Source organism: Mycobacterium sp., from assembly GCF_032162605.1.
GTDB lineage: Bacteria > Actinomycetota > Actinomycetes > Mycobacteriales > Mycobacteriaceae > Mycobacterium.
This window is the reverse complement of sequence record NZ_JAVROT010000075.1, coordinates 1-20,151: the sequence shown is the minus strand read 5'-3', so window position 1 is coordinate 20,151 and position 20,151 is coordinate 1. Positions and strand designations below refer to the sequence as shown.

At 66.9% G+C, this 20,151-nt stretch carries 26 protein-coding genes; 14 read left to right on the top strand and 12 right to left on the bottom strand.

Annotated features, from left to right (window positions below):
- Nucleotides 1-23: 23 nt before the first annotated feature.
- The gene (typA, locus tag QOI01_RS04210; RefSeq protein ID WP_526378881.1) at nucleotides 24-1,913 is read right to left on the bottom strand and encodes a translational GTPase TypA; all 1,890 of its coding nucleotides are present in this window, start codon (nucleotides 1,911-1,913) and stop codon (nucleotides 24-26) included.
- Nucleotides 1,914-1,976: 63 nt separating this feature from the next.
- Between typA and QOI01_RS04205 the strand changes: the two genes are divergently transcribed.
- Together QOI01_RS04205 and QOI01_RS04200 are read left to right on the top strand one after the other, a co-directional pair.
- Complete coding sequence (locus tag QOI01_RS04205) at nucleotides 1,977-2,144, top strand: hypothetical protein (RefSeq protein ID WP_526378879.1); 168 nt, start codon at nucleotides 1,977-1,979, stop codon at nucleotides 2,142-2,144.
- Between the two features lie 70 nt (nucleotides 2,145-2,214).
- On the top strand, nucleotides 2,215-2,487 hold the full coding sequence (locus tag QOI01_RS04200) for a hypothetical protein (RefSeq protein ID WP_526378877.1): 273 nt from the start codon (nucleotides 2,215-2,217) through the stop codon (nucleotides 2,485-2,487).
- A 36-nt stretch (nucleotides 2,488-2,523) separates the two neighbouring features.
- Here the strand turns inward: QOI01_RS04200 and QOI01_RS04195 are convergent, their stop codons facing one another.
- Together QOI01_RS04195 and QOI01_RS04190 are read right to left on the bottom strand one after the other, a co-directional pair.
- Nucleotides 2,524-2,916 carry a (deoxy)nucleoside triphosphate pyrophosphohydrolase gene (locus QOI01_RS04195; protein ID WP_526378875.1) on the bottom strand — a complete coding sequence of 131 codons (393 nt, stop codon included), beginning with the start codon at nucleotides 2,914-2,916 and terminating at the stop codon, nucleotides 2,524-2,526.
- A gap of 235 nt (nucleotides 2,917-3,151) precedes the next feature.
- On the bottom strand, nucleotides 3,152-3,301 hold the full coding sequence (locus QOI01_RS04190) for a hypothetical protein (protein ID WP_526378873.1): 150 nt from the start codon (nucleotides 3,299-3,301) through the stop codon (nucleotides 3,152-3,154).
- A 134-nt stretch (nucleotides 3,302-3,435) separates the two neighbouring features.
- On the opposite strand from QOI01_RS04190, the gene QOI01_RS04185 reads away from it, so the two are divergent.
- Nucleotides 3,436-3,717: a 4a-hydroxytetrahydrobiopterin dehydratase gene (locus QOI01_RS04185; RefSeq protein ID WP_526378871.1), complete on the top strand. Its 282-nt coding sequence runs from the start codon at nucleotides 3,436-3,438 to the stop codon at nucleotides 3,715-3,717.
- Here the strand turns inward: QOI01_RS04185 and QOI01_RS04180 are convergent.
- Entirely contained in the window at nucleotides 3,698-4,891 is a 1,194-nt protein-coding gene (locus QOI01_RS04180) for a mannosyltransferase (protein WP_526378904.1), read from the bottom strand. The genes QOI01_RS04185 and QOI01_RS04180 overlap by 20 nt on opposite strands.
- A 200-nt stretch (nucleotides 4,892-5,091) precedes the next feature.
- On the opposite strand from QOI01_RS04180, the gene QOI01_RS04175 reads away from it, so the two are divergent.
- Both QOI01_RS04175 and QOI01_RS04170 read left to right on the top strand, forming a co-directional pair.
- A complete protein-coding gene (locus QOI01_RS04175) occupies nucleotides 5,092-5,733 on the top strand; it encodes a hypothetical protein (RefSeq protein ID WP_526378869.1) in 642 nt (213 codons plus the stop codon).
- Between the two features lie 46 nt (nucleotides 5,734-5,779).
- Complete coding sequence (locus tag QOI01_RS04170; RefSeq protein ID WP_526378867.1) at nucleotides 5,780-6,802, top strand: Rv1157c family protein; 1,023 nt, start codon at nucleotides 5,780-5,782, stop codon at nucleotides 6,800-6,802.
- A gap of 91 nt (nucleotides 6,803-6,893) precedes the next feature.
- On the opposite strand, the gene QOI01_RS04165 is transcribed toward QOI01_RS04170, so the two are convergent.
- Nucleotides 6,894-7,043 carry a DUF1059 domain-containing protein gene (locus QOI01_RS04165; RefSeq protein ID WP_526378865.1) on the bottom strand — a complete coding sequence of 50 codons (150 nt, stop codon included), beginning with the start codon at nucleotides 7,041-7,043 and terminating at the stop codon, nucleotides 6,894-6,896.
- Between the two features lie 30 nt (nucleotides 7,044-7,073).
- Between QOI01_RS04165 and QOI01_RS04160 the strand changes: the two genes are divergently transcribed.
- Entirely contained in the window at nucleotides 7,074-7,733 is a 660-nt protein-coding gene (locus QOI01_RS04160) for a nitroreductase family protein (protein ID WP_526378863.1), read from the top strand.
- Nucleotides 7,734-7,792: 59 nt separating this feature from the next.
- On the opposite strand, the gene QOI01_RS04155 is transcribed toward QOI01_RS04160, so the two are convergent.
- Nucleotides 7,793-8,368 (bottom strand): HhH-GPD-type base excision DNA repair protein, encoded by a 576-nt coding sequence (locus tag QOI01_RS04155; RefSeq protein ID WP_526378861.1) that lies wholly within the window; start codon nucleotides 8,366-8,368, stop codon nucleotides 7,793-7,795.
- Nucleotides 8,369-8,460: 92 nt separating this feature from the next.
- On the opposite strand from QOI01_RS04155, the gene QOI01_RS04150 reads away from it, so the two are divergent.
- The 3 genes from QOI01_RS04150 (at nucleotide 8,461) to QOI01_RS04140 (ending at nucleotide 12,234) form a co-directional block, all read left to right on the top strand.
- The gene (locus tag QOI01_RS04150; protein ID WP_526378859.1) at nucleotides 8,461-8,802 is read left to right on the top strand and encodes a DUF485 domain-containing protein; all 342 of its coding nucleotides are present in this window, start codon (nucleotides 8,461-8,463) and stop codon (nucleotides 8,800-8,802) included.
- Complete coding sequence (locus QOI01_RS04145; RefSeq protein WP_526378857.1) at nucleotides 8,799-10,427, top strand: monocarboxylic acid transporter; 1,629 nt, start codon at nucleotides 8,799-8,801, stop codon at nucleotides 10,425-10,427. The genes QOI01_RS04150 and QOI01_RS04145 overlap by 4 nt, the downstream gene beginning before the upstream one ends.
- Nucleotides 10,428-11,010: 583 nt before the next feature.
- Entirely contained in the window at nucleotides 11,011-12,234 is a 1,224-nt protein-coding gene (locus QOI01_RS04140; RefSeq protein WP_526378855.1) for an MFS transporter, read from the top strand.
- Nucleotides 12,235-12,286: 52 nt separating this feature from the next.
- Here QOI01_RS04140 and QOI01_RS04135 read toward each other — a convergent pair whose 3' ends face one another.
- Nucleotides 12,287-12,475 carry a DUF5302 family protein gene (locus tag QOI01_RS04135; protein WP_526378853.1) on the bottom strand — a complete coding sequence of 63 codons (189 nt, stop codon included), beginning with the start codon at nucleotides 12,473-12,475 and terminating at the stop codon, nucleotides 12,287-12,289.
- A gap of 30 nt (nucleotides 12,476-12,505) precedes the next feature.
- On the bottom strand, nucleotides 12,506-12,952 hold the full coding sequence (locus QOI01_RS04130; protein WP_526378851.1) for a PPOX class F420-dependent oxidoreductase: 447 nt from the start codon (nucleotides 12,950-12,952) through the stop codon (nucleotides 12,506-12,508).
- A gap of 69 nt (nucleotides 12,953-13,021) precedes the next feature.
- On the opposite strand from QOI01_RS04130, the gene QOI01_RS04125 reads away from it, so the two are divergent.
- Nucleotides 13,022-13,843 (top strand): class I SAM-dependent methyltransferase, encoded by an 822-nt coding sequence (locus tag QOI01_RS04125; protein WP_526378849.1) that lies wholly within the window; start codon nucleotides 13,022-13,024, stop codon nucleotides 13,841-13,843.
- Entirely contained in the window at nucleotides 13,840-14,364 is a 525-nt protein-coding gene (locus tag QOI01_RS04120) for a DUF1697 domain-containing protein (RefSeq protein ID WP_526378847.1), read from the top strand. The genes QOI01_RS04125 and QOI01_RS04120 overlap by 4 nt, the downstream gene beginning before the upstream one ends.
- A gap of 16 nt (nucleotides 14,365-14,380) precedes the next feature.
- Here the strand turns inward: QOI01_RS04120 and QOI01_RS04115 are convergent, their stop codons facing one another.
- Nucleotides 14,381-14,746 (bottom strand): Rv1152 family transcriptional regulator, encoded by a 366-nt coding sequence (locus QOI01_RS04115; RefSeq protein ID WP_526378845.1) that lies wholly within the window; start codon nucleotides 14,744-14,746, stop codon nucleotides 14,381-14,383.
- 36 nt (nucleotides 14,747-14,782) lie between these two features.
- Between QOI01_RS04115 and QOI01_RS04110 the strand changes: the two genes are divergently transcribed.
- Entirely contained in the window at nucleotides 14,783-15,496 is a 714-nt protein-coding gene (locus QOI01_RS04110) for an SIR2 family NAD-dependent protein deacylase (RefSeq protein WP_526378843.1), read from the top strand.
- Here QOI01_RS04110 and QOI01_RS04105 read toward each other — a convergent pair.
- The 3 genes from QOI01_RS04105 to QOI01_RS04095 are packed head-to-tail and all read right to left on the bottom strand — an operon-like array spanning nucleotide 15,493 to nucleotide 19,134.
- Nucleotides 15,493-16,137, bottom strand: coding sequence for a class I SAM-dependent methyltransferase (locus QOI01_RS04105; protein WP_526378842.1), 645 nt, complete (start codon nucleotides 16,135-16,137; stop codon nucleotides 15,493-15,495). The two genes, QOI01_RS04110 and QOI01_RS04105, sit on opposite strands and share 4 nt — an antisense overlap.
- On the bottom strand, nucleotides 16,130-16,816 hold the full coding sequence (locus QOI01_RS04100; RefSeq protein WP_526378840.1) for a TetR/AcrR family transcriptional regulator: 687 nt from the start codon (nucleotides 16,814-16,816) through the stop codon (nucleotides 16,130-16,132). Before QOI01_RS04100 ends, QOI01_RS04105 begins: the two co-directional genes overlap by 8 nt.
- Nucleotides 16,813-19,134, bottom strand: coding sequence for an MMPL family transporter (locus QOI01_RS04095; protein ID WP_526378838.1), 2,322 nt, complete (start codon nucleotides 19,132-19,134; stop codon nucleotides 16,813-16,815). Before QOI01_RS04095 ends, QOI01_RS04100 begins: the two co-directional genes overlap by 4 nt.
- Before the next feature lie 144 nt (nucleotides 19,135-19,278).
- Here QOI01_RS04095 and QOI01_RS04090 point away from each other — a divergent pair, with 144 nt between their 5' ends.
- Nucleotides 19,279-19,833, top strand: a complete 555-nt coding sequence (locus tag QOI01_RS04090) for a DoxX family protein (RefSeq protein WP_526378836.1) — start codon at nucleotides 19,279-19,281, stop codon at nucleotides 19,831-19,833.
- Nucleotides 19,834-19,916: 83 nt separating this feature from the next.
- Nucleotides 19,917-20,039 carry a hypothetical protein gene (locus QOI01_RS04085; protein WP_526378910.1) on the top strand — a complete coding sequence of 41 codons (123 nt, stop codon included), beginning with the start codon at nucleotides 19,917-19,919 and terminating at the stop codon, nucleotides 20,037-20,039.
- Nucleotides 20,040-20,151: the final 112 nt, after the last annotated feature.

The following is a 20,151-nucleotide window of genomic DNA, read 5'->3' as shown; positions in this document are numbered from 1 at the left end:
CTCGCGGCCGGCGACATTCAAACTCAGTTGCGGGTTTTCTCGCGCGCCTTGGTGCGCGCCCGGGTGGTCGCGTTCAGCTCTGCCTTGCGCACCCGCACGAACTCCGGAGTTACCTCAACGCATTCGTCGTTCGCGCAGAACTCCATGGCCTGTTCGAGGTCGAATTCCAGCGGCCTGTCCAGGGTCACGAACACGTCTGCCGTCGCCGACCGCATGTTCGTCAGCTTCTTCTCGCGGGTGACGTTGACGTCGAGGTCCTCGGCGCGCGGGTTGATCCCGACGACCTGGCCCTCATAGGTGTCCTGGCCGGGTTCGACGAAGAACTGGCCCCGGTCCGAGAGCTGGATCATCGCGAACGGCGTCACCGTGCCGGTGCGGTCGGACACCAGGGAGCCGGTGTGGCGCGCCCGGATCTCGCCAGCCCACGGGCGATAGCCGTCGAACACGGCATTGGCGATGCCCGTGCCGCGGGTGATCGTGAGGAAGTCGGTCCGGAAGCCGATGAGCCCGCGGCTTGGCACGATGAAGTCCATCCGCACCCATCCGGCTGCGTGGTTGGCCATCTCCTCCATGCGGCCCTTGCGGCCGGCCATCAGCTGCGTGATAGCGCCGACGAACTCGTCGGGGCAGTCGATCGTCATGGCCTCGTACGGCTCGTGCAGCTTGCCGTCGATGGTCTTGGTGACCACCTGCGGCTTGCCGACGGTGAGCTCGAATCCTTCGCGGCGCATCTGCTCGACGAGGACGGCCAGCGCCAGCTCACCGCGGCCCTGGACCTCCCACGCGTCGGGCCTGTCAATGTCGACGATCTTGATCGACACGTTGCCGATCAATTCGCTGTCCAACCGGTTCTTGACCATTCGGGCCGTCAACTTGTGGCCGGACACCTTGCCCGCCAGGGGCGAGGTGTTGGTGCCGATGGTGACCGAGATCGCCGGCTCGTCGATGTGGATGCGTGGCAGCGCGTGCGCGTGCTCGGGGTCGGCGAGGGTGTCGCCGATCATGATCTCGGGCATGCCCGCCACGGCGACGATGTCGCCGGCGATGGCCTCGTCGGTGGGACGGCGGTCGACGCCCTCGGTGGCCAGAAGTTCGGTGATCTTGGCGTTGGTCACGACGGAGACCCCGTCGACCTCACGCATCCACGCCACGGTCTGCCCCTTGCGGAGCTTGCCCTTGTAGATGCGGATCAGCGCAAGGCGACCCAGGAACGCCGAGGCGTCGAGGTTGGTCACCAAAGCCTGCAGGGGCGCTTCCGGATCGCCCACCGGCGCGGGAATGTGTTCGAGCAGCACGTCGAAGAGCGCGTCGAGGTTCTCGCCCTCCGGGTTCTCGCCGTTGGCTGGCTCGATCAGGCTGGCGATACCGGCCCGCCCGGAGGCGTACAGCGTCGGCAGGCCGAGGGCGTGCTCGGCGGCCTTCTGTGCCTCGTCGTCGAGATCGGTGGCGACGTCCAGCAGAAGGTCGTGGCTCTCCGAGACGACCTCGGCGATCCGGGCGTCGGGACGGTCGGTCTTGTTGACCACCAGGAGCACCGGCAGATGTGCGGCCAGCGCCTTGCGCAGCACGAAGCGGGTCTGCGGTAGCGGGCCTTCGGAGGCATCGACGAGAAGCAACACGCCATCGACCATCGACAGACCACGTTCGACCTCGCCGCCGAAGTCCGCGTGACCCGGGGTGTCGATGACGTTGATCACCGTCATGCTGCCGTCGGGGTGCTGGCGGTGCACGGCGGTGTTCTTCGCCAGGATGGTGATGCCCTTTTCCTTCTCCAGGTCACCGGAGTCCATCAAGCGCTCGACCGTATCGTCGCCTCGATGCGAAAGTGCACCGGATTGCCGGAGCATGGCGTCGACCAGGGTCGTCTTGCCGTGGTCGACGTGAGCGACGATGGCGACATTGCGAAAATCCACGTCGTTGATTGTCGCAGTGTGGGCACCCGATCACGAAAACGAAGCCAACGAAGAAGGGCCGGTGTGAAGTCCTCCAAGCTGGCCGGTGTCAAGGCGAAGAAGAAGTGTCGTCGCAGCAAGCCGCGCTGCAAGCGGTGCCCACTGGTGCTCAGCAAGGTGGCTAAGGCCGAACTGTCGGGCATCCACGGCAGGGAGCTCGACAAGGTCTTCAAACGCGCCAGAAAGTCCTGACGACCTCGGCGGACGTCGGCGAACGGCGGCGTACGGTGAAGGTGTCCGTCGCTGGTTGGAGGTAATGATCATGACGCTTTTCGAAGTGGGGACCATCGTCGTGGTGGTTGTGCTGGCCAGTGCCGCCACCACGGCCATCTATCTTGGCCTGCTCAACTGGATGGGCGCGTTCTACGTCGTGCGGTGTGCGGCATGTCACCACCTGACCAGTTCGCCGGTCAACCAGGCGTCGGAGTCGTGCCCGCATTGCCGCCACCCGGCTCTGCTGCATCCGGTGTATGCGGTCCGCCACCCGCGGAGCCTGTCCGAGGTGCGCGTGGTGGGCGACCGACTCCGCTACTGACGCTCCTGGTTCGGATGGCGCAAGCTGGACTCCGCACTAGCCGGCGGACAGGGCGGCAATCAGGTCCGGCAACCAGCCACGGTCGGCGGGCACCCACGCCAGCCCGTCGAGTTCGTCGGCGGTCACCCAGCGCAGCGCCCGGTGATCCCGTGCTCGTGCGGTGCCCGCCGTCTGAGTGACGAGAAACGCGCGCAGCGTCATCTCCTCGCTCAGCTCGACATCGGGACCGAGCCGGGCGCCGACGGTGATCTCGACACCGAGTTCCTCGTCCAGTTCGCGCACCAGCGCCTCGGATTCGCTCTCCCCCTGCGCTACCTTGCCGCCAGGCAGCTCCCACAGCCCCGCCAGTTCCAGCGGTCGGGCACGCTGGGCGACCAGCAGGGTTGCGCCGGAGATGAGAGCGCCCGCGACGACGATCTGGTTCGGCACGCAGTGACGCTATACCTTCGCGCGGTGCGCCAACGCTCGGCGCTCATCAAACCGGCCGAGGGTAACGCGGTGGCCGCGGTGGCCGCCATAGCCGCCGGCAAGCACCTAAGGTGGGCTGAAGTCCAAGCTCGGCGCGGCGCCCGACACTCGCGCCGAGTGCACGCTTGTCGTACACGAATCTCGAGTGAGGCCGTCAACAAGCGTGCACTCGGCGGGCTAGAGCGCGACCCCGTCGTCACGCCTTCGACTGCAGGTCGTAGACGGTCGTGCCGCCGACGTCCTTCTTGGTGATGTTCTGCTCCACCCACGCGGTGATGTCGCGCAGGCGAAACTGCACGATCCGCAGATCGACCGGGCCATGGCGGTGGTGTGCACGAAATATCATGCACACTAATAATTTTCACGTTGGCAGCCATGCCGCTGACGACAATCAGCACTGCTGCACTTGGCTACGCGCCGCGACCTGTGGCGTATTGTTCCAGGTAGCAACGTTTTTCACCGGAGAGAAAGGTTACTAACATGGCTGTGTTGACCGACGAGCAGGTGGACGCGGCACTGCCCGAGCTCGACGGCTGGGAGCGTTCCGACGGGGCCTTGCGAAGGTCGATCCAGTTTCCCGCCTTCCTCGAAGGCATCGACGCGGTCCGCCGCATCGGGGAACACGCGGAACGCGAAGACCACCATCCCGACATCGACATCCGTTGGCGGACGGTTACTTTCGCACTCGTCACCCACTCCGAGGGCGGCATCACCGAGAAGGACGTGGCGATGGCAGGCGACATCAATCGGATCGTCGGCTGACTGAGGCGACGTAGGCCAGGGTCACGACCGCCGCCAGGACGTACAGCGATCCGGCCACGTCCGTGTACCAGTGGCTGCCGTGCAGCCAGCCGATGTCACCGGCCAGCGTCACCAACCACGGCGGCCCGACGTACGCCAGCACCACCCAGGCCCAGCCGACGATCCGCGTTCGGTGGCGCATCGGACCGAGCACCAACCACATGACGAGCGGCAGCAGCCACACCCAGTGATGCGTCCAACTGATCGGTGAGATCAGCAACCCGAACAGCATCACCACGACGATGCGGCCCAGCGGGTCGTCCGCGCCGATGCGCCGCCACGCCAGCAGGGCGAGCGCAGCAGTGACGACGACCGCGCCGACCAGCAACGGGCCGAAGCCGGTGTCACGTCCCGCCAGGTAGCCGACGACGCCGCGCAGCGATTGGTTCATCGGGGTGTCCACGACGCCGATGCGATCGGCGTTGCCGAGCAGATCGGTGAAGTAGAACCGCGCCTGCGCGCCGCCAAGGGCGACCGACAATGCCACGGTCGCGCCGAACACCAGGCCGGAGAACAGGACGGCCTTCCACCGGCGGGCACCCACGAAGTACAGGACGGCCACTGCGGGAGTCAGTTTGACGCCTGCGGCCAAGCCCACCAGCAGCCCGGACAACCACCACCGGTTGCTGTACACGGCGAACAGCACCGCGAGCATCAGCAACGCACCGATCTGGCCGAGTTCGAACACGTGCCGGACCGGCTCGAACCAGATGACGAGCGCAGTCCACGCCATCGCCATCCGCCGATCCGGGCTGTGCAGCAGCTTCAACACCAGCACTGCGGCGCCGTACAGCGCCGCGACGATGCCCAATTGCCAGCAGAGGCCGACGACCGGGAACGGCAGGAAGTGCAGCGGGTAGAACACCAGGCCGGCGAACGGCGGATAGGTGAACCGCAACGGGAGCGGCGGGATCGCCGGGTGGTAGACGAAGTCGTATAGGCCGCCGCGTGCCATGGTGGCCGCGCCGTCGACGTAGACGTGGAGGTCGATGAAGTTGGTGCCGTTGCGCATCAGATAGGTGACGCCGAACCGCGCGACCAGGCTGAGCGCGAGCAGATACGGCGCGATGACCGCGAATCGGCTCCGCGGCGTCGCGCCGACGCTGGCGGGTGCGACATCTGTCTGTCTGGCTATCCGTCCGACTCTAGTTTCCCCCGTCGCTTCGCTCGCCCAGGCAAGATTCCCCGGTCGCTTCGCTCGCCCAGGCAAGCCATTCGGTCACCATCGGCCGTCGTGTCAGTAACGGTTGCATAAAAGCCACACCTGTCACTTGAGTAACTCCCGTAACTCCGTAGCTTCGGTTCCAGACATGTCGTCAACCGATCGGGAGAACCATGCACCTCGCCAGAAAAGTCTTCGCCACCAGCGTGATTGCGGCCGCCTGCGCAGTCCCGGGTGCACTGCTGCTCAGCGCCACCGCGGCTGCCGACCCGGTGCCCGCACCGGCGATCCCCAACATGCCGAACATCCCGTTCCTGAGCTCGCTCACGCCAGGCAACGCGCCGCAGCTGTTGCAGGGCCTTGCCTCGGTGTTCTCGGGTACCGCCACCCCGGCTGCGGCGCCCGCCGCACCGGCACCTGCGGCCACCGCCTCCGTCACGCTGCCCCAGGCGCCCGCCGCCGCTGCTGCACCGCTGGCTGCCGCGCCTGTCGCGGCTCCGGCCGCGGCCGCTCCCGCAGGGTTGGTTCCGACGGCCGAAGTGCAGCTGCCTCAGGTCCCCGGGTCCCCGTTGCCGCTGCCGCAGCAGGTCAACTTTCCGGGTGACCTGGCCTCGCTGATGCCTGCTGGCACACCGCTGGCCAACCTGCTGCCGAAGTCCCCCACGGCTGTCCCCGTCGCCGCCGCGGCGCCGGTAGCGGCCGCAGCCGTGCCTGCAGCAACCGCCGCAACGGCCGCTGCGGCGCCTGCCGTTCCGGCAGCCACCGGCCCGACTGCACTGTCGCCACTGATGTTCCCAGTCGCAGGGCTGCCCTGACGCCCGATCGATCAGGCCACCGAACCGAACCGAGCACGGGAGAGTCATGCCTTCGAAGAGAACGCTGTTGGTCGCACTCGGAGCGACGGCCGCGCTGACGCTGGGCGGCCAACCGGTCGCCCATGCGGAGCCCACGCCGCCGCTGCCGTTGCCGATCAGCGGTCTGCAAGCTCCTGGGCTGCCCGCGATGCAGAGCCTGGGGCCTGCCATCCAGCAGGCGGCTGGTGACCCGTCGAATGCTGCCTCGATGTTGATGGCGGCCGCGGCGGCGTTCGCGGGTAACAGTGCGGTGCCGTCCGGTTCGAAGAACGTGGCCGCGGCGGTCAATCAGTTCGTCGCCGATCCTCAGGTGGCGCACGTGCCCGCGGTGGGTGCGATCCCCGGTACCGAGGCGCACCTGCCGATGGGGGTCGACCCCGCCCACGCGGCGGGTCCCGTGCCCGACGCGGCTCCGCTGGCCGCTCCGGCACCGGCCCCCGAGGCCGCACCGGCACCGGCCCCCGAGGCCGCCCCAGCCCCGGCACCAGAAGCCGCGCCAGCACCTGCTCCCGACGCGGCGCCCGCTCCCGACGCACTTCCCGCGCCTGCTCCTGACGCCGCCCCCGCGGCGGCAGCCGTCCCGGGTCCGGACGGGGCGCCGGGTCCCGCCTTCGGGCCGGACGCCCCCACGACGCAGGACTTCATGTACCCGTCGATCAGCAACGGCTGCCTCAAGGACGGCGGAAACGTGCTGGCGACGGCGATCTCGGTGGCGGGTCCGGCGACGATCCCGAATCCCGGTCCCGGCGCGGGTCAGACTGCATACGTGTTCACCGCGATGGGCACCCCGGGTCCGGCCGCCGAGCAGAAGCTGCCGCTGAACGTCACCTGGGTGAACCTGACGACGGGCAAGTCAGGTACGGCGACGCTCAAACCGCAGAGCGACATCAACCCCGAAGGGCCGACGACGCTCACGGTGATCGCCGACACAGGCTCGGGCAGCATCATGTCGACCATCTTCGGTCAGGTCACGACCACTGAGAAGCAGTGCCAGTTCATGCCGACGATCGGCTCGACCGTCGTTCCGTGAGCACCGCCTCCCCGCGAGCGTGCGTGTCTGCTGCGCGACACGCCGATGATCTCGGCAGAACGCGCACGTTCGCGGCGACCACGAGGAGTGGTCAGTACGCCATGAAGAGAATCATTTCCCGGTCGTACTCGCGACCGGGGTGCGCCTCCGACAGGTGCTCCTGAGCCTTCTCGACCAGGTCGTCCTCGTCGACGCCGGTGATGGCTTCTCCGCAGGGACAGCTCAAGTGTGTTTTCGCCATGCTTCACGATCCCACGAGGATGATGGGGGCATGGACCTGTATGACGTAATGCGCACGACAGGGGCGGTCCGCCAGTTCACCGGCGATCCCCTGCCCGACGAGGTTCTGACGCGCATCCTCGACAATGCGCGCTTCGCCCCGAGTGGTGGCAATCGGCAGGGCGTACGCGTGATCGCGGTTCGCGACGCGGCGACGCGCGAGAGACTGGCAGAGGCGTCGATCCCCGCCGCCCGACGCTATGCCGCGCAATTGGCCAACGACGAGTCACCGTGGAACCCGTTGCGGCCGTGCGGCGTCGATGCGCAGACCGTCGCGGCCACCGAGCCGCCCGCGCAGATGACGGCGCCGCTGAGAGAGGCCGCGGTCGTGCTGGTGATCTGCCTGAATCTCGGCGTGGTCGCGGCGACGGACCAGGGGCTCGACCGCATCGGTGTGGTCAGCGGCGCGTCGGTATATCCATTCGTCTGGAACGTCCTCCTGGCCGCGCGCAACGAGGGCTTCGGCGGCGTCACGAGCACCATGGCGATACCCGAGGAGCCACGGCTGAGGGAACTGCTCGGCATCCCCGACGAGTACGCGATCGCCGCCATCGTCCCGCTCGGCAAGCCCGTCCATCAGGTCAGCAAGCTCAAGCGCAAGCCGGTTGCCGAGTTCGTCACCCGCGAACGCTTCGACGGCAAGACTCTCTAGGCCCCCTCATCGCAACGGCGAGTTCGCGCTCGGCCCTTGGCCTTCGCTTCATCCATGGCTCAGGCTCTCGCCTTCGCTGCCGCCTTCGCCTGCTTCTTGTACGACCGCACCTTCTCCAATGACCCCTTGTCGACGACGTCCGCCACCGACATGTGCGTCCCCGCCTTGCCGTAGTCGCCCGCGGCGGCGCGCCATCCCGTCGGCGTCACGCCGTACTGCTTGCCGAGCAGAGCAAGGAAGATCCTGGCCTTCTGTTCGCCGAAGCCTGGCAGCGCCTTGAGCCGACGCAGCACCTCGGCGCCGTCGGGATCACCAGCCGTCCAGAGCCCGACGGCGTCGCCGCCGTACTCCTCGACGATCGCCTGCGCCAAGGTCTGCAACCGTTTTGCCATCGAACCCGGGAAGCGATGCACCGCGGGGCGTTCCGAACACAGGGCGATGAAGGCCTCCGGGTCGTAGTCCGCGATCTCGCGGGCGTCCACGCCACCGATGCGGTCCGCGATCTTCTTTGGCCCGGCGAACGCCACCTCCATCGGGATCTGCTGATCAAGCATCATGCCGACCAGCAACGCAAAGGGGTTGTGCTCCAACAGCTCATCGGCGGCCGGATCTTGCACGAGCTGCAACTTCGCCATCCGGGCAGTCTAAGGGAAAGGCCAAACTGTGACTTGACCCTCAGTATGCTGAGAGCCACTCAATACTGCACCACGAGGTCAGGAGTACTGCGGTGTCGACCACCGATAGCCCACCCGCCCACACGGCCCAACAGTTCCTCGACATGCAGGCTAGTCCCGAGTTCCAGGAACTCCGGACGCGCCTGCGCCGCTTCGTCTTTCCGATGACGGGGTTCTTTCTCGTCTGGTACGCCACGTACGTCCTGCTCGGCGCATTCGCCCACGACTTCATGGCCATCCGGGTGTTTGGCAACGTCAACGTCGGCCTGCTCATCGGTCTCGGCCAATTCTTGACCACGTTCGTCATCACCGGCCTCTACGTGCGATTCGCCAACCGCGAGCTCGATCCGCGCGCGGCGGCCATCCGCGCCGAGATGGAAGGCATCCAACGATGACGCTCCTAGCAGCCAGTGAGACCATCGGCAACCCGGTGGCCAACATCGGCATCTTCGCGGTGTTCGTCGTCATCACGCTGTTCGTCGTGATCAAGGCAAGTCGCAAGAATCAGACTGCCGATCAGTTCTTCACCGGCGGGCGGTCGTTCTCCGGCCCGCAGAACGGCATCGCCATCGCGGGCGATTACCTGTCGGCAGCCAGCTTCCTCGGGATCGCGGGGGCGATCGCCGTCTACGGCTACGACGGCTTCCTGTACTCCATCGGCTTCCTCGTCGCGTGGCTGGTCGCCCTGCTCCTGGTCGCCGAATTGCTGCGCAACACCGGCAGATTCACCATGGCCGACGTGCTGAGCTTCCGGCTCAAGCAGCGTCCCGTGCGGATGGCCGCGGCGACGTCGACGCTGACCGTGTCACTGTTCTACCTGCTGGCGCAGATGGCGGGCGCAGGCGGGCTCGTCGCGTTGCTGCTCGACGTCAAGAGCAAGAGCGGCCAGTCGATCGTGATCGCCGTCGTCGGCGTCCTGATGATCGTCTACGTCCTGGTCGGCGGCATGAAGGGCACCACCTGGGTGCAGATCATCAAGGCCGTGCTGCTGCTCGCAGGCGCCGCGATCATGACGGTGATGGTGCTAGCCAAATTCGGGCTGAACTTCTCCGAGATCCTCGGCTCGGCACAGACGGCCATCGCGGGTTCGGCGGACAAGGCCGTCGCGGCCCGCGACGTCCTCGCGCCAGGGGCACAGTACGGCGGCTCGACCGAATCCAAGATCAATCTGCTGTCCTTGGGGCTCGCGCTGGTGCTCGGCACCGCGGGCCTTCCGCACGTGCTGATGCGCTTCTACACCGTGCCGACGGCCAAGGAAGCTCGTCGCTCGGTCGTGTGGGCGATCGGCCTGATCGGCGCGTTCTATCTCTTCACCCTGGTGCTCGGCTACGGCGCCGCGGCACTGGTCGGGCCCGATCGCATCCTGGCGGCGGCCGGCGGTCAGAACTCCGCCGCGCCACTGCTGGCGTTCGAACTGGGCGGCGTGGTCCTGCTGGGTGTCATCTCGGCGGTGGCGTTCGCGACGATCCTCGCCGTCGTCGCCGGCCTCACCATCACCGCATCGGCGTCGTTCGCGCACGACATCTATGCCAGCGTGCTGAAGAAGGGCCAGGTCACCGAGAGCCAGCAGGTCCGGGTCTCGCGCATCACGGCGGTGGTGCTCGGCATCTTCGCGATCGCGCTGGGCATCCTGGCGAACGGCCAGAACGTCGCGTTCCTGGTGGCGCTGGCATTCGCGATCGCTGCTGCGGCCAACCTGCCGACCATCGTCTACTCGCTCTATTGGAAGCGGTTCAACACCCGTGGCGCGCTGTGGAGCATGTACGGCGGACTCATCTCGACGCTGGTGCTGATCGTCTTCTCGCCCGCCGTGTCGGGCGCGAAGGCGGCGATGATCCCCGGCGTGGACTTCGCCTGGTTCCCGTTGGCGAACCCCGGCATCGTGTCGATCCCCCTGGCCTTCGTCCTCGGCATCATCGGCACGGTGACGTCGAAGGTCCCCGGCAACCCCGCGCTCGAGGCGGAGATGGAGGTCCGTTCGCTCACCGGCGTGGGCGCCGAGAAGGCGATCGCGCACTGATGAGTAGCCCTGTGTCAACCCCGGATCGTTGAGGCCACCTTTTCGGTGGTGTTGTTGAGCAGGGCTTGGAGGGCGGCTCCGTGCTTGAGGGGGTCGTGGGCGAGGTTGCCTTGCCAGGCGCAGCGTCATGAGTGACGGCGAAGCGGTCCAGAACCTCCCCGGCGGGGTCGATGATGGCGATCGCATGGTCATCCTTGGCCCAGTCCACGCCCGCACACACTCGCCCCGGCACGCCTTGTTGGGTCACACTCATAGTTGTTACCTCCATAGTTGTTACCTCGCTGTTGGAGCAGTGAGCGAACACCCGGTGGTCCCGGGACCCCGCAGCCGGTCGCTCACTGATCGGCGCTCAATGGCGCACAGCCCTATAGCCAGTCTGGGTGTCCTGGGCCACCGGACCTCGCAGAACTCATCACGGACCTCGAGGGTCAAGCGCTCGTGGCGATGGCCCGGTGGGGACCAGGGGTGCATCAGCAGTCCATCTGGACCCACCGACACCAGGATGGTGCACCAGTGAGCGATTGCGCGAAGAACAGAGGGCACTGCGGGAAGCCCGGGCGGGCTTCCCGGCGTTGACCGCGACATGCCTACGATCGTCCCAGTGACCGAACCGCAGTCGACCTCCACCAGAAGGCGGTTCGGTTTCGCGTTTCTGGCCTACGCATTCGCCGCCGTTATGGCGGGCACCACACTGCCGACGCCCATGTACGCGCTCTACGCCGAACGCATGCACTTCGCGGTCCTCACCACCACGGTGATCTTCTCCACTTACGCGATCGGCGTGCTCGCCGCGTTGCTGGTGTTCGGGCGCTGGTCCGATGCCATCGGCCGACGCCCCGTCCTGCTCGCCGGGGCCGGCTTCGCGCTGACCAGCGCGGCGGTCTTCCTGCTGGCCGACGACGTGCCGCTGCTACTGCTGGGCCGGTTGCTCTCTGGCCTGTCCGCGGGCATCTTCACCGGGACCGCGACCGCGGCGATCATCGAGGCAGCCCCGGCCGAGCACCGCGATCGCGCAACCGCGATCGCCACCGTCGCGAACATCGGCGGCCTGGGAGCCGGCCCCCTCTTGGCCGGAATCCTCGTCCAGTACGCACCGCACCCGCTGCAACTGTCATTCGTCGTGCACATCGTGCTGGTGTCATTGGCCGTGGGCGCGGTGCTGCTGGCCCCCGAGACCTCATCGCGTACCGGGCGCCTCGGATTCCAGCGGCTCTCCGTGCCTGCCGAGATGCGTTCGGCCTTCGTCACCGCGGCAACCGCGGCCTTCGCCGGATTCGCGGTGACGGGCCTGTTCATGGCCGTGGTGCCGGCGTTCGTCAAGTCCGTGATGGGCATCGACAACCATGCCATCGCAGGCACGTTGGCCGGCTCCATCTTCGCGGCGTCGGCGCTCGCTCAACTCCTGTCCCGCCGCACCGACCCGCAGCGAGCCGTCGCGGCCGGCTGCGCCATCCTGGTCGTGGGGATGGTCATTCTCGCTGCGGCGCTGCAACTCTCGTCGCCGTACGTCCTGCTCATCGCGGCCATCGTGGCGGGCATCGGGCAGGGCATCAGCTTCAGTCGGGGGCTGGCCTCGATCTCAGAACGCGCGCCCGCCGACCGCCGCGCCGAGGTCAGCTCGACGTACTTCGTCGTGGTGTACGTCGCGATCGCACTGCCCGTCGTCAGTGAGGGATTCGCCTCCCAGCATTGGGGCCTGCGCACCGCCGGCGTCAGCTTTGCGATCGCCACAGCGGCGTTGGCCGCGGTCTGCCTGGTGGCCATCCTGATTCAGGGGCGACACTCGAATGGAATCGAAACCGCATAGGCGGCCAGTGGTTTTCGGCGATGCCACCGGCACTCACCCAGGCGGGCGTCGGCTAGACGCTCTTGCGCCGGAACTCCCGGCGGCTCTCCGCGGGGCCGGTCGACCGCGGACCGTGCTTGCGTCCGCCGTCCTTGTGTTCGGAGCCGCCGCCGGCGTTGGCCTTCTTGCGCTCCAGCGCCTCGCGGAACTTGCGCTTGTTCTCGTCGGAGGATTCGGTCTCGTCAGAGGTCTCTTCGGCCATGCCTCAGCGTAGCGCGCCTCGGCGCCGGCGTTAGCGCACGCCCGGTGGCATGCCATACAGATGGGAGATGGGCATCGTCATCAATACGCGCCGGTCGTCGACCATCGCCCGGCGGTATTCGTCCCAGTCGGGATGCTCCCTGCCTGCGATGTTGCGGTACAACGCAATCAGTCCCTCGACGGTGTCGTCGTCCGGCGTCGCCGCGGTCGGCGTGAGGATCGCATCACCCTCGGCGACCGCGTAGGCCCAGCCATCGTCGGAGCTGACGTGGATCGACGCGCGGGGGTCGCGGCGCAGATTCCTGGTCTTGGCGCGCGGTTCGGTGATCGACACCTGAATCGCCACCTCGCGGGCATCGAAGTGGTAGGAGACGTTCGACAACTGCGGCCGACCGTCGTGTTTGATGGTCGCCAGCACCCCCAGCGAGTTTCCACCGATCAAGGCCAACAGCTTGTCGTCGAACACCTGGCGGGTCACGGTCACCAGCGTACGACCGCGTTGCGCGAGGGTGACCCGATTCCGCAGTCGGATCCCTACCATGGCCAGATGACCACGATCGACGGAACCACACTGGAAGGTGTCTCCGCGACGACCCTGTGGACCCTGCACAACCGCGGCTCCGAGGCCAAGCGATCCGACGGCGTGATTCGCGATCCCTGGGCCATCACCCTGCTCGACACGATCGACTACGACTACCTCAAGTTCGGCAAGCCCAACCAGCCTCACGCTCTGCGCGCGGTCGCGTTCGACCTCGCCGCCGGCCAGTACCTGAGCGCGCACCCGAAGGCGTCGGTGGTGGCGCTGGCGGAGGGTCTGCAGACCAGCTTCTGGCGCCTGGAGCGCACCGGTGTACTGACCGAATCCACTTGGTACTCAATCGATCTACCTCCTGTCATGGACCTGAGGCGGCAACTGCTGCCAGCCGACGACCGCATCGTCGCACTCGCACAGTCCGCGCTGGACCGCTCCTGGATGGACCGCGTCGACGCGAGCAACGGCGCCTTCATCACTGCCGAGGGTCTACTGATGTACCTCGAACCGGAGGACGCCCTCGGTCTGGTCGCCGACTGCGCGACCCGCTTTCCTTCCTGCCAGATGATGTTCGACTCCATTCCACGCTGGTTCAGCGCCCGCACGCTGAAGGGTTTCAAACTCTCGGGGCGCTACGTCGCCCCGCCGATGCCGTTCGGCCAGTCCGCCGATGAGGCACTCGCGATCGCGGGCACACTTGCCGGCGTGCGGCTGGCTCGGGACATCGCGCTTCCACCTGGCCGAGGAGCCTGGAGGCTGGCGTCGGCACCCGTGTTGGACCGCATCGGCCTGCTGCGCCGCAGCCGACCCAGCGTCACCCTGTTGGAGTTCGGATGACGCGCTATGTCGCCTTCCTGCGCGGCGTCAACGTCGGTGGCGTGAACCTGAAGATGGCCGAGGTCGCCGCGGCCCTGACTGAGGCCGGCTTCACGGAGGTGCGAACGGTCCTCGCCAGCGGCAATGTGGTGCTGGAGAGCGGCGCCAAGGCGCCAGGAGTCCGCAAGAAGGCGGAGGCCGCGTTGCGCGAGGCGTTCGGATACGACGCATGGGTCCTGGCCTACGACGTCGACGAGGTGCGAGCGGTGTCCGACGCCTACCCGTTCGAGCGGGAGGTCGAAGGCCACCATTCCTACGTCACCTTCGTCACCGACGCCGACGTCCTCGACGAACTGGTCGAACTCGCCAAGGACGCGGGGCCCGACGAGTTGATCGAACGCGGCGAGGGCGTCGTCTACTGGCAGGTGCCCAAGAGCGGGACGCTGGACACCACCATCGGCAAGACCATGGGAAAGAAGCGGTACAAGTCGTCGACGACCACCCGCAACCTCAGAACAATCGAAAAGGTGCTGGCCAAGTGAGTTGACTTGGGTACAGCTAGCCGAACGCCGTTTCGACGTAGCGCAATGCTTCGGCCTTGCCGACGCCGAGCGCCCTGGCCGCCGATGCATAGGTGTGCGCCGCAGTCGCCATCGCGACGTCGGCAGGGTCCACCCGTGCGACGAAAGTGCCGAATCTGCCTCGAGTTTCGAGCAGCCCGGCCGCTTCGAGCTCGCGGTAGGCACGGGCCACCGTGTTGACCGCCATGCTCAGCTGGCTTGCGAGGTCCCTGACGGTTGGCAACCGGGTTCCCGGCAGCAGCCTGCCGTCCCGAACACCCTCGATGATCTGAGTACGCAACTGATCGAACAACGGCCTGACGCCGTCCGGGTCGACACGAACCCACTCCCCCAAATCGGTCACGCGCCCAGTATCACAAAAAGCGGCTAGTTTGGTGGCGTGCGCGTGGCGGTGCTCAGCGGAGCGGGGATGTCCGCGGAGAGCGGTGTGCCGACGTTCCGCGACGTCGAGGCGGGTCTTTGGGCGAAGGTCGACCCCTATGAGATCTCCAGCGCCGACGGCTGGCGACGACATCCGGAGAAGGTCTGGGCCTGGTATCTGTGGCGCCACTACATGATGAAGTCCGTCGAACCGAACGACGGCCACCGCGCAGTGGCGGCGTGGCAGGACGGCGCCGAAGTGGACGTCGTCACCCAGAACGTCGACGACCTGCACGAGCGCGCAGGCAGCACGAGGGTTCATCACCTGCACGGCAGCCTGTTCAGTTTCCGTTGTGACCGTTGCGGATCCGCGTACCACGGCGCACTTCCCGAAATGCCGAAGCCCGTCGAGGCCGTCGAGCCACCGACCTGTGCGTGCGGCGGCCTGATCCGGCCCGACGTGGTGTGGTTCGGAGAGCAACTGCCGACGGAGGCGTGGGACCGTTCGGTGGAGGCGGTCACCTCCGCCGACGTCGCGATAGTGGTCGGCACGTCCGCGATCGTCTACCCGGCCGCGGGACTGCCCGAGTTGGCGCTGGCCGAGGGCGTTCCCGTGATCGAGGTCAATCCCGAGGAGACCCCGCTGTCGGGGGGCGCCACCATTTCACTGCGCGAGAAGTCGGCCACCGCATTGCCGGGCCTCCTGCAGCGCCTCCCCGCGCTTCTCGGCTAAACCGGCCTGACCGCCAGACCGATCGCGGTCTCCGAGACGGGCAGCGGCACCCACGCGGGCAGCACCCACTCGCGCCGGGCGTCGCGCACCTCGAAGCCGGCGTCGCCGATGGAGCGCTCGGTGTCGCGGTGGGTGTGGCAGTTGCCCAGCAGTCGCGGCCACACGGTCGCGTCGGCCAGTTTCTGGATCGGAGCCCGCATCCCCGTGCTTGCGACGTGTTCGAGGTAGCGAAGCTCACCGCCCGGCCGCAGCATCGAGAACAGTTGCCGCAGAACGTCATCGGGATCACCGACCGAACACAGCACCAACGAGCAGATCACCGCGTCGAACGGCTCACCCGCTGCGTAGTGCTCCACGGTATCGGTGCTGACGGTGATCTTCACCGATGCGGCCTCGGCGGCCCGGCGGGCGAGTACCGCGAGCCGCTGTTCGGGCTCGATCGCCACCACCTCGGTGACAGTCGCGGGGTAGAAGGCGAAATTGGTGCCGGTACCCGCACCGACCTCCAGCACCCGACCTGTCAACGCGGCGAGGTTCTCCCGTCGCAGTCTGAGGATCGACTCGGGTTCGCGGGTCGACATCCTCGACCACAGCCGCGCGAAGAACGGGTTGTCCACGGTGCCTGCGCCCGTTTCAGCCATCTGCAAGTCCCTTCTTGATTCGCGCGACAGCCTCCTGCGGAGTGCGGTCGACTCCGATGATGCCAGTCACGACCTGACCGCAGCACGCCGAGCCCATCACCCGGTCGGCGAACTCCTCGACGTCGCCGAACGGCAGGTAGGGCCGCGAGATGAGCAGAGCGGCCACCCCGTGCGCGACGGCCCACAGTTCCAGCGCCGCCATTGTGGCGTCGCACCGCGGGTAGACGGCGTCGGCCATCAGCGACTCGATGGACGCTCGCATGTGCACGAACGCCGAGCTGTTCAGCGTCATGTCGACGTCGCTGCCCGGCCTGCCCTCCCCCATCGTGGCGATGCGGTACAGCTCGGGGTTCTGCATGGCGAAGCGGACGTACGCCAGGCCCTGGGCGCGGAGCCGGTCGACGGTGGAGGGTTGATCGCGCGCCACCTGTTGCATGACCTCGTCGAGAGACTCGAAGTACCTGGCGCACACCGCATCCAGCAGTGCGTCCTTGTCGGTGAAGTGCAGATAGATCGATGGCGGGGTGACCCCTACTCGCTGCGCCACCGCTCGGATGGACACCGCCTTGGCGTGTCCGGTCTTCATCAGCAGATCGGTCGCGGCGTCGAGGATCTCCTCGCGCAGGTGCTCACCGGAACCCCGCGCGGCACGTCGGCGTTTGAGCGGCTGGGCGGTCACCTCGACGAGTTTCCGTTGACCGTGGCCATGGTGCGATCGGGTTCGGGCGCATCGTCGTCCGCGCCGGACTCACTGATCCCGATCCGCCGATGAAGCCGGACCAACGGCTTGGGTGCCCACCAGTTCCACCCACCCAGGACGTGCATGAACGCCGGCACCAGGACCATCCGCACCAGCGTCGCGTCGACCAGCACGGCCAGCGTCAAGCCGAGGCCGAACATCCGCATGAACGACACCTCGGCGGCGATCAGCGCCGCGAACGAGATCGACATCACCAGTGCCGCCGCGGTGATGACGCGACCGGTGCGAGCCAGGCCGAGCGCCACGCTCTCGTCGTTGTCATCTCGGGCGGCCCTCATCGCCCGACGACCCGACGGTGTGGCGCCCTTGCCCGCCCGGGTCTTGAGCCAGTACTCCCGGATGCGCGCGACTAGGAACACCTCGTAGTCCATCGAGAGCCCGAAGGCGATGCAGAACAACAACACCGGCAGATTCGCGACCAGTGTCCCCGTCGAGGTGGTACCGAACGCGTTGAGGTGCCCATCCTGAAAGATCCACACCAGGGCGCCGAACGCCGCCGTCAATGACAACACGTTCAGGACAACGGCTTTCAGCGGCAAAACCACACTGCCGGTAAGCAGAAAGAGCAGTCCGAACGTGATCATGCCAATGACGCCGAGCACCCATGGCAGACGGGTGGTGATCGCCGCGACGCTGTCGCGGTTGATTTGCGCGATGCCGCCCAGCTTCACCGACCGCCCGTCCGGCCCCGGCACGTCGTGCAGCGCGTCCAGCTGCGCACTGGACGCATCAGAGAACAGGGGCGCAGTGCTGCCGACGGTGAGGAACGCGCTTCCACCGGAGACACCGGTGGCCGCGATGGGCGGTCCCACCGGCTTGCCGCCGACGAACGTCGCGGTCGGGGCGGACACCGACGCCACGTCGGGCACCCGGGACAGTTCGGCGGCGTACCGCTCGATGGCCTCCGGGGACAGCCCGTTGGCGTCCGGCACGACGACCGAGACGGCAGTCGAGGAGTCGTCGACGAAATCGTTGCGGAGCTGGTCGCCCACCTGGTGGGCGGACGCCGACGTGGGCAACACCCGGTCGTCCGGGAAGCCCCACCTGACGCCGAGGAACGGAGCACCCAAGGCCAGCAGGAGCACTATGACGGCCAGCCCGATGGGGATGGCCCGACGCATCACGGCCCTGGTGGAGCGGTACCAGAACACCTGCTCGACGGGTCTGGGAGCAGGCTCTGGCCGACGACGCACCCGGCGGAACAGTCTGCGGACGTCGAGAGCACCCAAGCGGTCGCCGAGCAGCCAGATCGCCGCGGGAGTGACGATGACCGCCGCGGCCGCGGCGAAGCCGACCGTCGCAATGCCCGCGTAGGCGAAGGACTTCAGGAAGTACATCGGGAAGATCAGCATCGCGACCATCGACAACGCCACCGTCGTCGCGGAGAACAGCACGGTGCGCCCCGCGGTCGACATCGTCCGTATCAGGGCCGTATCGCGTGGGACACCGTCGGCGAGCTCGTCGCGGTAGCGGCTGATGATCAGGAGGGTGTAGTCGATGGCCAGTGCCAGGCCCAGTGCGGTGGACAGGTTCAGGGCGAAGATCGAGACGTCGGTGCCGAACGCGATGAGCCTCAGCACCGACATCGACCCGACGATCGCGAGGCCGCCGACGACCATGGGCAGCGCGGCCGCGACGAGTCCGCCGAACACCCAGACCAGCACCAGGAAGCTGAAAGGGATCGCGATCGACTCCATCAACAGCAGGTCGCGCTCGCTCTGCGCGGTGATCTGCGCGTAGACCGTCGCCATGCCGCCGGATCGCACGGTGACGCCGTCACGGTCACCGACGACTTTGTCGGACAGTTCCTTGGCGTACTTCTGCGCGTTGTTCTCGCCACCGGTGATGCCGGCGATGATGAGTCCGGACGTCCCATCCTTGCTGGTGAGCTCTGCAGCAGCAGGCCGCGGCACGGTCCAGGCCGACGTGACGCCTGCGACGTGGGGCGACTGCTTGAGACGACCGACGATGTCATTGGCGACGGCGGAGGCCTCTCGACTGGAGGCACCGTCGGGCGACGTGACGGTGACGAGCATCTGCATGTCGCCTTGGTCGAACTTCTCGGCGAGCAGCGAGGTGACCTGGGACGATTCCGAGTCGGGGTCCTGGAAGCCACCCGCCGACAGGCTCTTCGCCACCGGGATGCCGAACACCGCCGCAGCCACCATGAGCAGTGCTGCGATGACCAGAATGCGACGCGGGGCGGCGATGGCCAGTAGTGCGATTCGGTGCAGCACGTCAGTCCTTCCGGGCACATCGGCGATAATTTATCAGCGATAACTTAGGGCTGTAAGCGGTTCTCATCTCGTTCCACGACGTGGAGGAGCCCGGGGTTCAGCCTCCCCGGAAAGTCAACAGGAAGTTCACAGACAACACCTAGGATGATCTGCGTGACCACGGCGGAAGTGAGTTACCCGGCCACCGAACATTCGTCTTCGTTGTCCGACCTCGGACTCCTCGTCCTACGAATGGCGATCGGCGCCTCGATACTGCAGGCGGGACTGATCAAGGCGTTCGACTTCGACTCCGCCATTGAATTCATGGAAGCCAACGGGTGGCGGATGTCCACCTTCGCCGCGTACCTGGTGACGGGCACGGAGGTGGTCGGCGGCATCGGACTGCTTCTCGGTTTGCTCACGCCGCTTGCGGCGTGCGGCGTGATCGCGGCGATGACCGACGCTTGGGCGGTGAACGTCTCCGGCGCGACTTTCTGGTCGGACCCGTTCAACGTGCCATTCCTGGTTGCCTTCGGCGCAACGGCCCTGCTCTTCACAGGTGCCGGCGCCTACTCGGTCGACGCGAGGGTGTTCGGCCGGGCGCGGTGGCCCGGCATCGTCACGGTGGGGTTGTTCGTCATCGCGGTGGCCGCCGCGGTCGTCACCTGGATCTTGCTGAACGGCACCAACCCGATCCATCTCGAGAGTCCGGCGGTCTAGAACCTACCCGCAGGTAAGAATTGCCAATGTAGTCACAATCGTGACTCAAAGAACTCTTAATGGTGATGGTTACTGTTCAGTACATGTGGATCGACGACACCAGTGCAGATGTCATCAAGGTTGATTTCGAAGCCTTCTATCACGGGGACTTCCTGGTCGAGGGTGATTGCTCCGAGCAGTTCCCCGACCTCGCTGAAGCAGTCTGACCGCTCGCACGTTCAACGCGTGCGGCCGACTGCTTGACCTGCGGTTCTACGTTTAGTTTCTACGCGGAGACTGCTGCGGCCGCCGACGGCGTGACCATGCCGTCGAGGCGTC

Excerpts from the sequence above, each read along its gene's own strand:
- QOI01_RS04200 (WP_526378877.1), top strand. The coding sequence starts at position 2,215 with ATGACGCTTTTCGAAGTGGGGACCATCGTCGTGGTGGTTGTGCTGGCC.
- QOI01_RS04190 (WP_526378873.1), bottom strand. The coding sequence starts at position 3,301 with ATGATATTTCGTGCACACCACCGCCATGGCCCGGTCGATCTGCGGATC.
- QOI01_RS04185 (WP_526378871.1), top strand. The coding sequence starts at position 3,436 with ATGGCTGTGTTGACCGACGAGCAGGTGGACGCGGCACTGCCCGAGCTC.
- QOI01_RS04175 (WP_526378869.1), top strand. The coding sequence starts at position 5,092 with ATGCACCTCGCCAGAAAAGTCTTCGCCACCAGCGTGATTGCGGCCGCC.
- QOI01_RS04170 (WP_526378867.1), top strand. The coding sequence starts at position 5,780 with ATGCCTTCGAAGAGAACGCTGTTGGTCGCACTCGGAGCGACGGCCGCG.
- QOI01_RS04165 (WP_526378865.1), bottom strand. The coding sequence starts at position 7,043 with ATGGCGAAAACACACTTGAGCTGTCCCTGCGGAGAAGCCATCACCGGC.
- QOI01_RS04160 (WP_526378863.1), top strand. The coding sequence starts at position 7,074 with ATGGACCTGTATGACGTAATGCGCACGACAGGGGCGGTCCGCCAGTTC.
- QOI01_RS04155 (WP_526378861.1), bottom strand. The coding sequence starts at position 8,368 with ATGGCGAAGTTGCAGCTCGTGCAAGATCCGGCCGCCGATGAGCTGTTG.
- QOI01_RS04145 (WP_526378857.1), top strand. The coding sequence starts at position 8,799 with ATGACGCTCCTAGCAGCCAGTGAGACCATCGGCAACCCGGTGGCCAAC.
- QOI01_RS04140 (WP_526378855.1), top strand. The coding sequence starts at position 11,011 with ATGCCTACGATCGTCCCAGTGACCGAACCGCAGTCGACCTCCACCAGA.
- QOI01_RS04135 (WP_526378853.1), bottom strand. The coding sequence starts at position 12,475 with ATGGCCGAAGAGACCTCTGACGAGACCGAATCCTCCGACGAGAACAAG.
- QOI01_RS04125 (WP_526378849.1), top strand. The coding sequence starts at position 13,022 with ATGACCACGATCGACGGAACCACACTGGAAGGTGTCTCCGCGACGACC.
- QOI01_RS04120 (WP_526378847.1), top strand. The coding sequence starts at position 13,840 with ATGACGCGCTATGTCGCCTTCCTGCGCGGCGTCAACGTCGGTGGCGTG.
- QOI01_RS04105 (WP_526378842.1), bottom strand. The coding sequence starts at position 16,137 with ATGGCTGAAACGGGCGCAGGCACCGTGGACAACCCGTTCTTCGCGCGG.
- QOI01_RS04090 (WP_526378836.1), top strand. The coding sequence starts at position 19,279 with ATGATCTGCGTGACCACGGCGGAAGTGAGTTACCCGGCCACCGAACAT.
- QOI01_RS04085 (WP_526378910.1), top strand. The coding sequence starts at position 19,917 with ATGTGGATCGACGACACCAGTGCAGATGTCATCAAGGTTGATTTCGAA.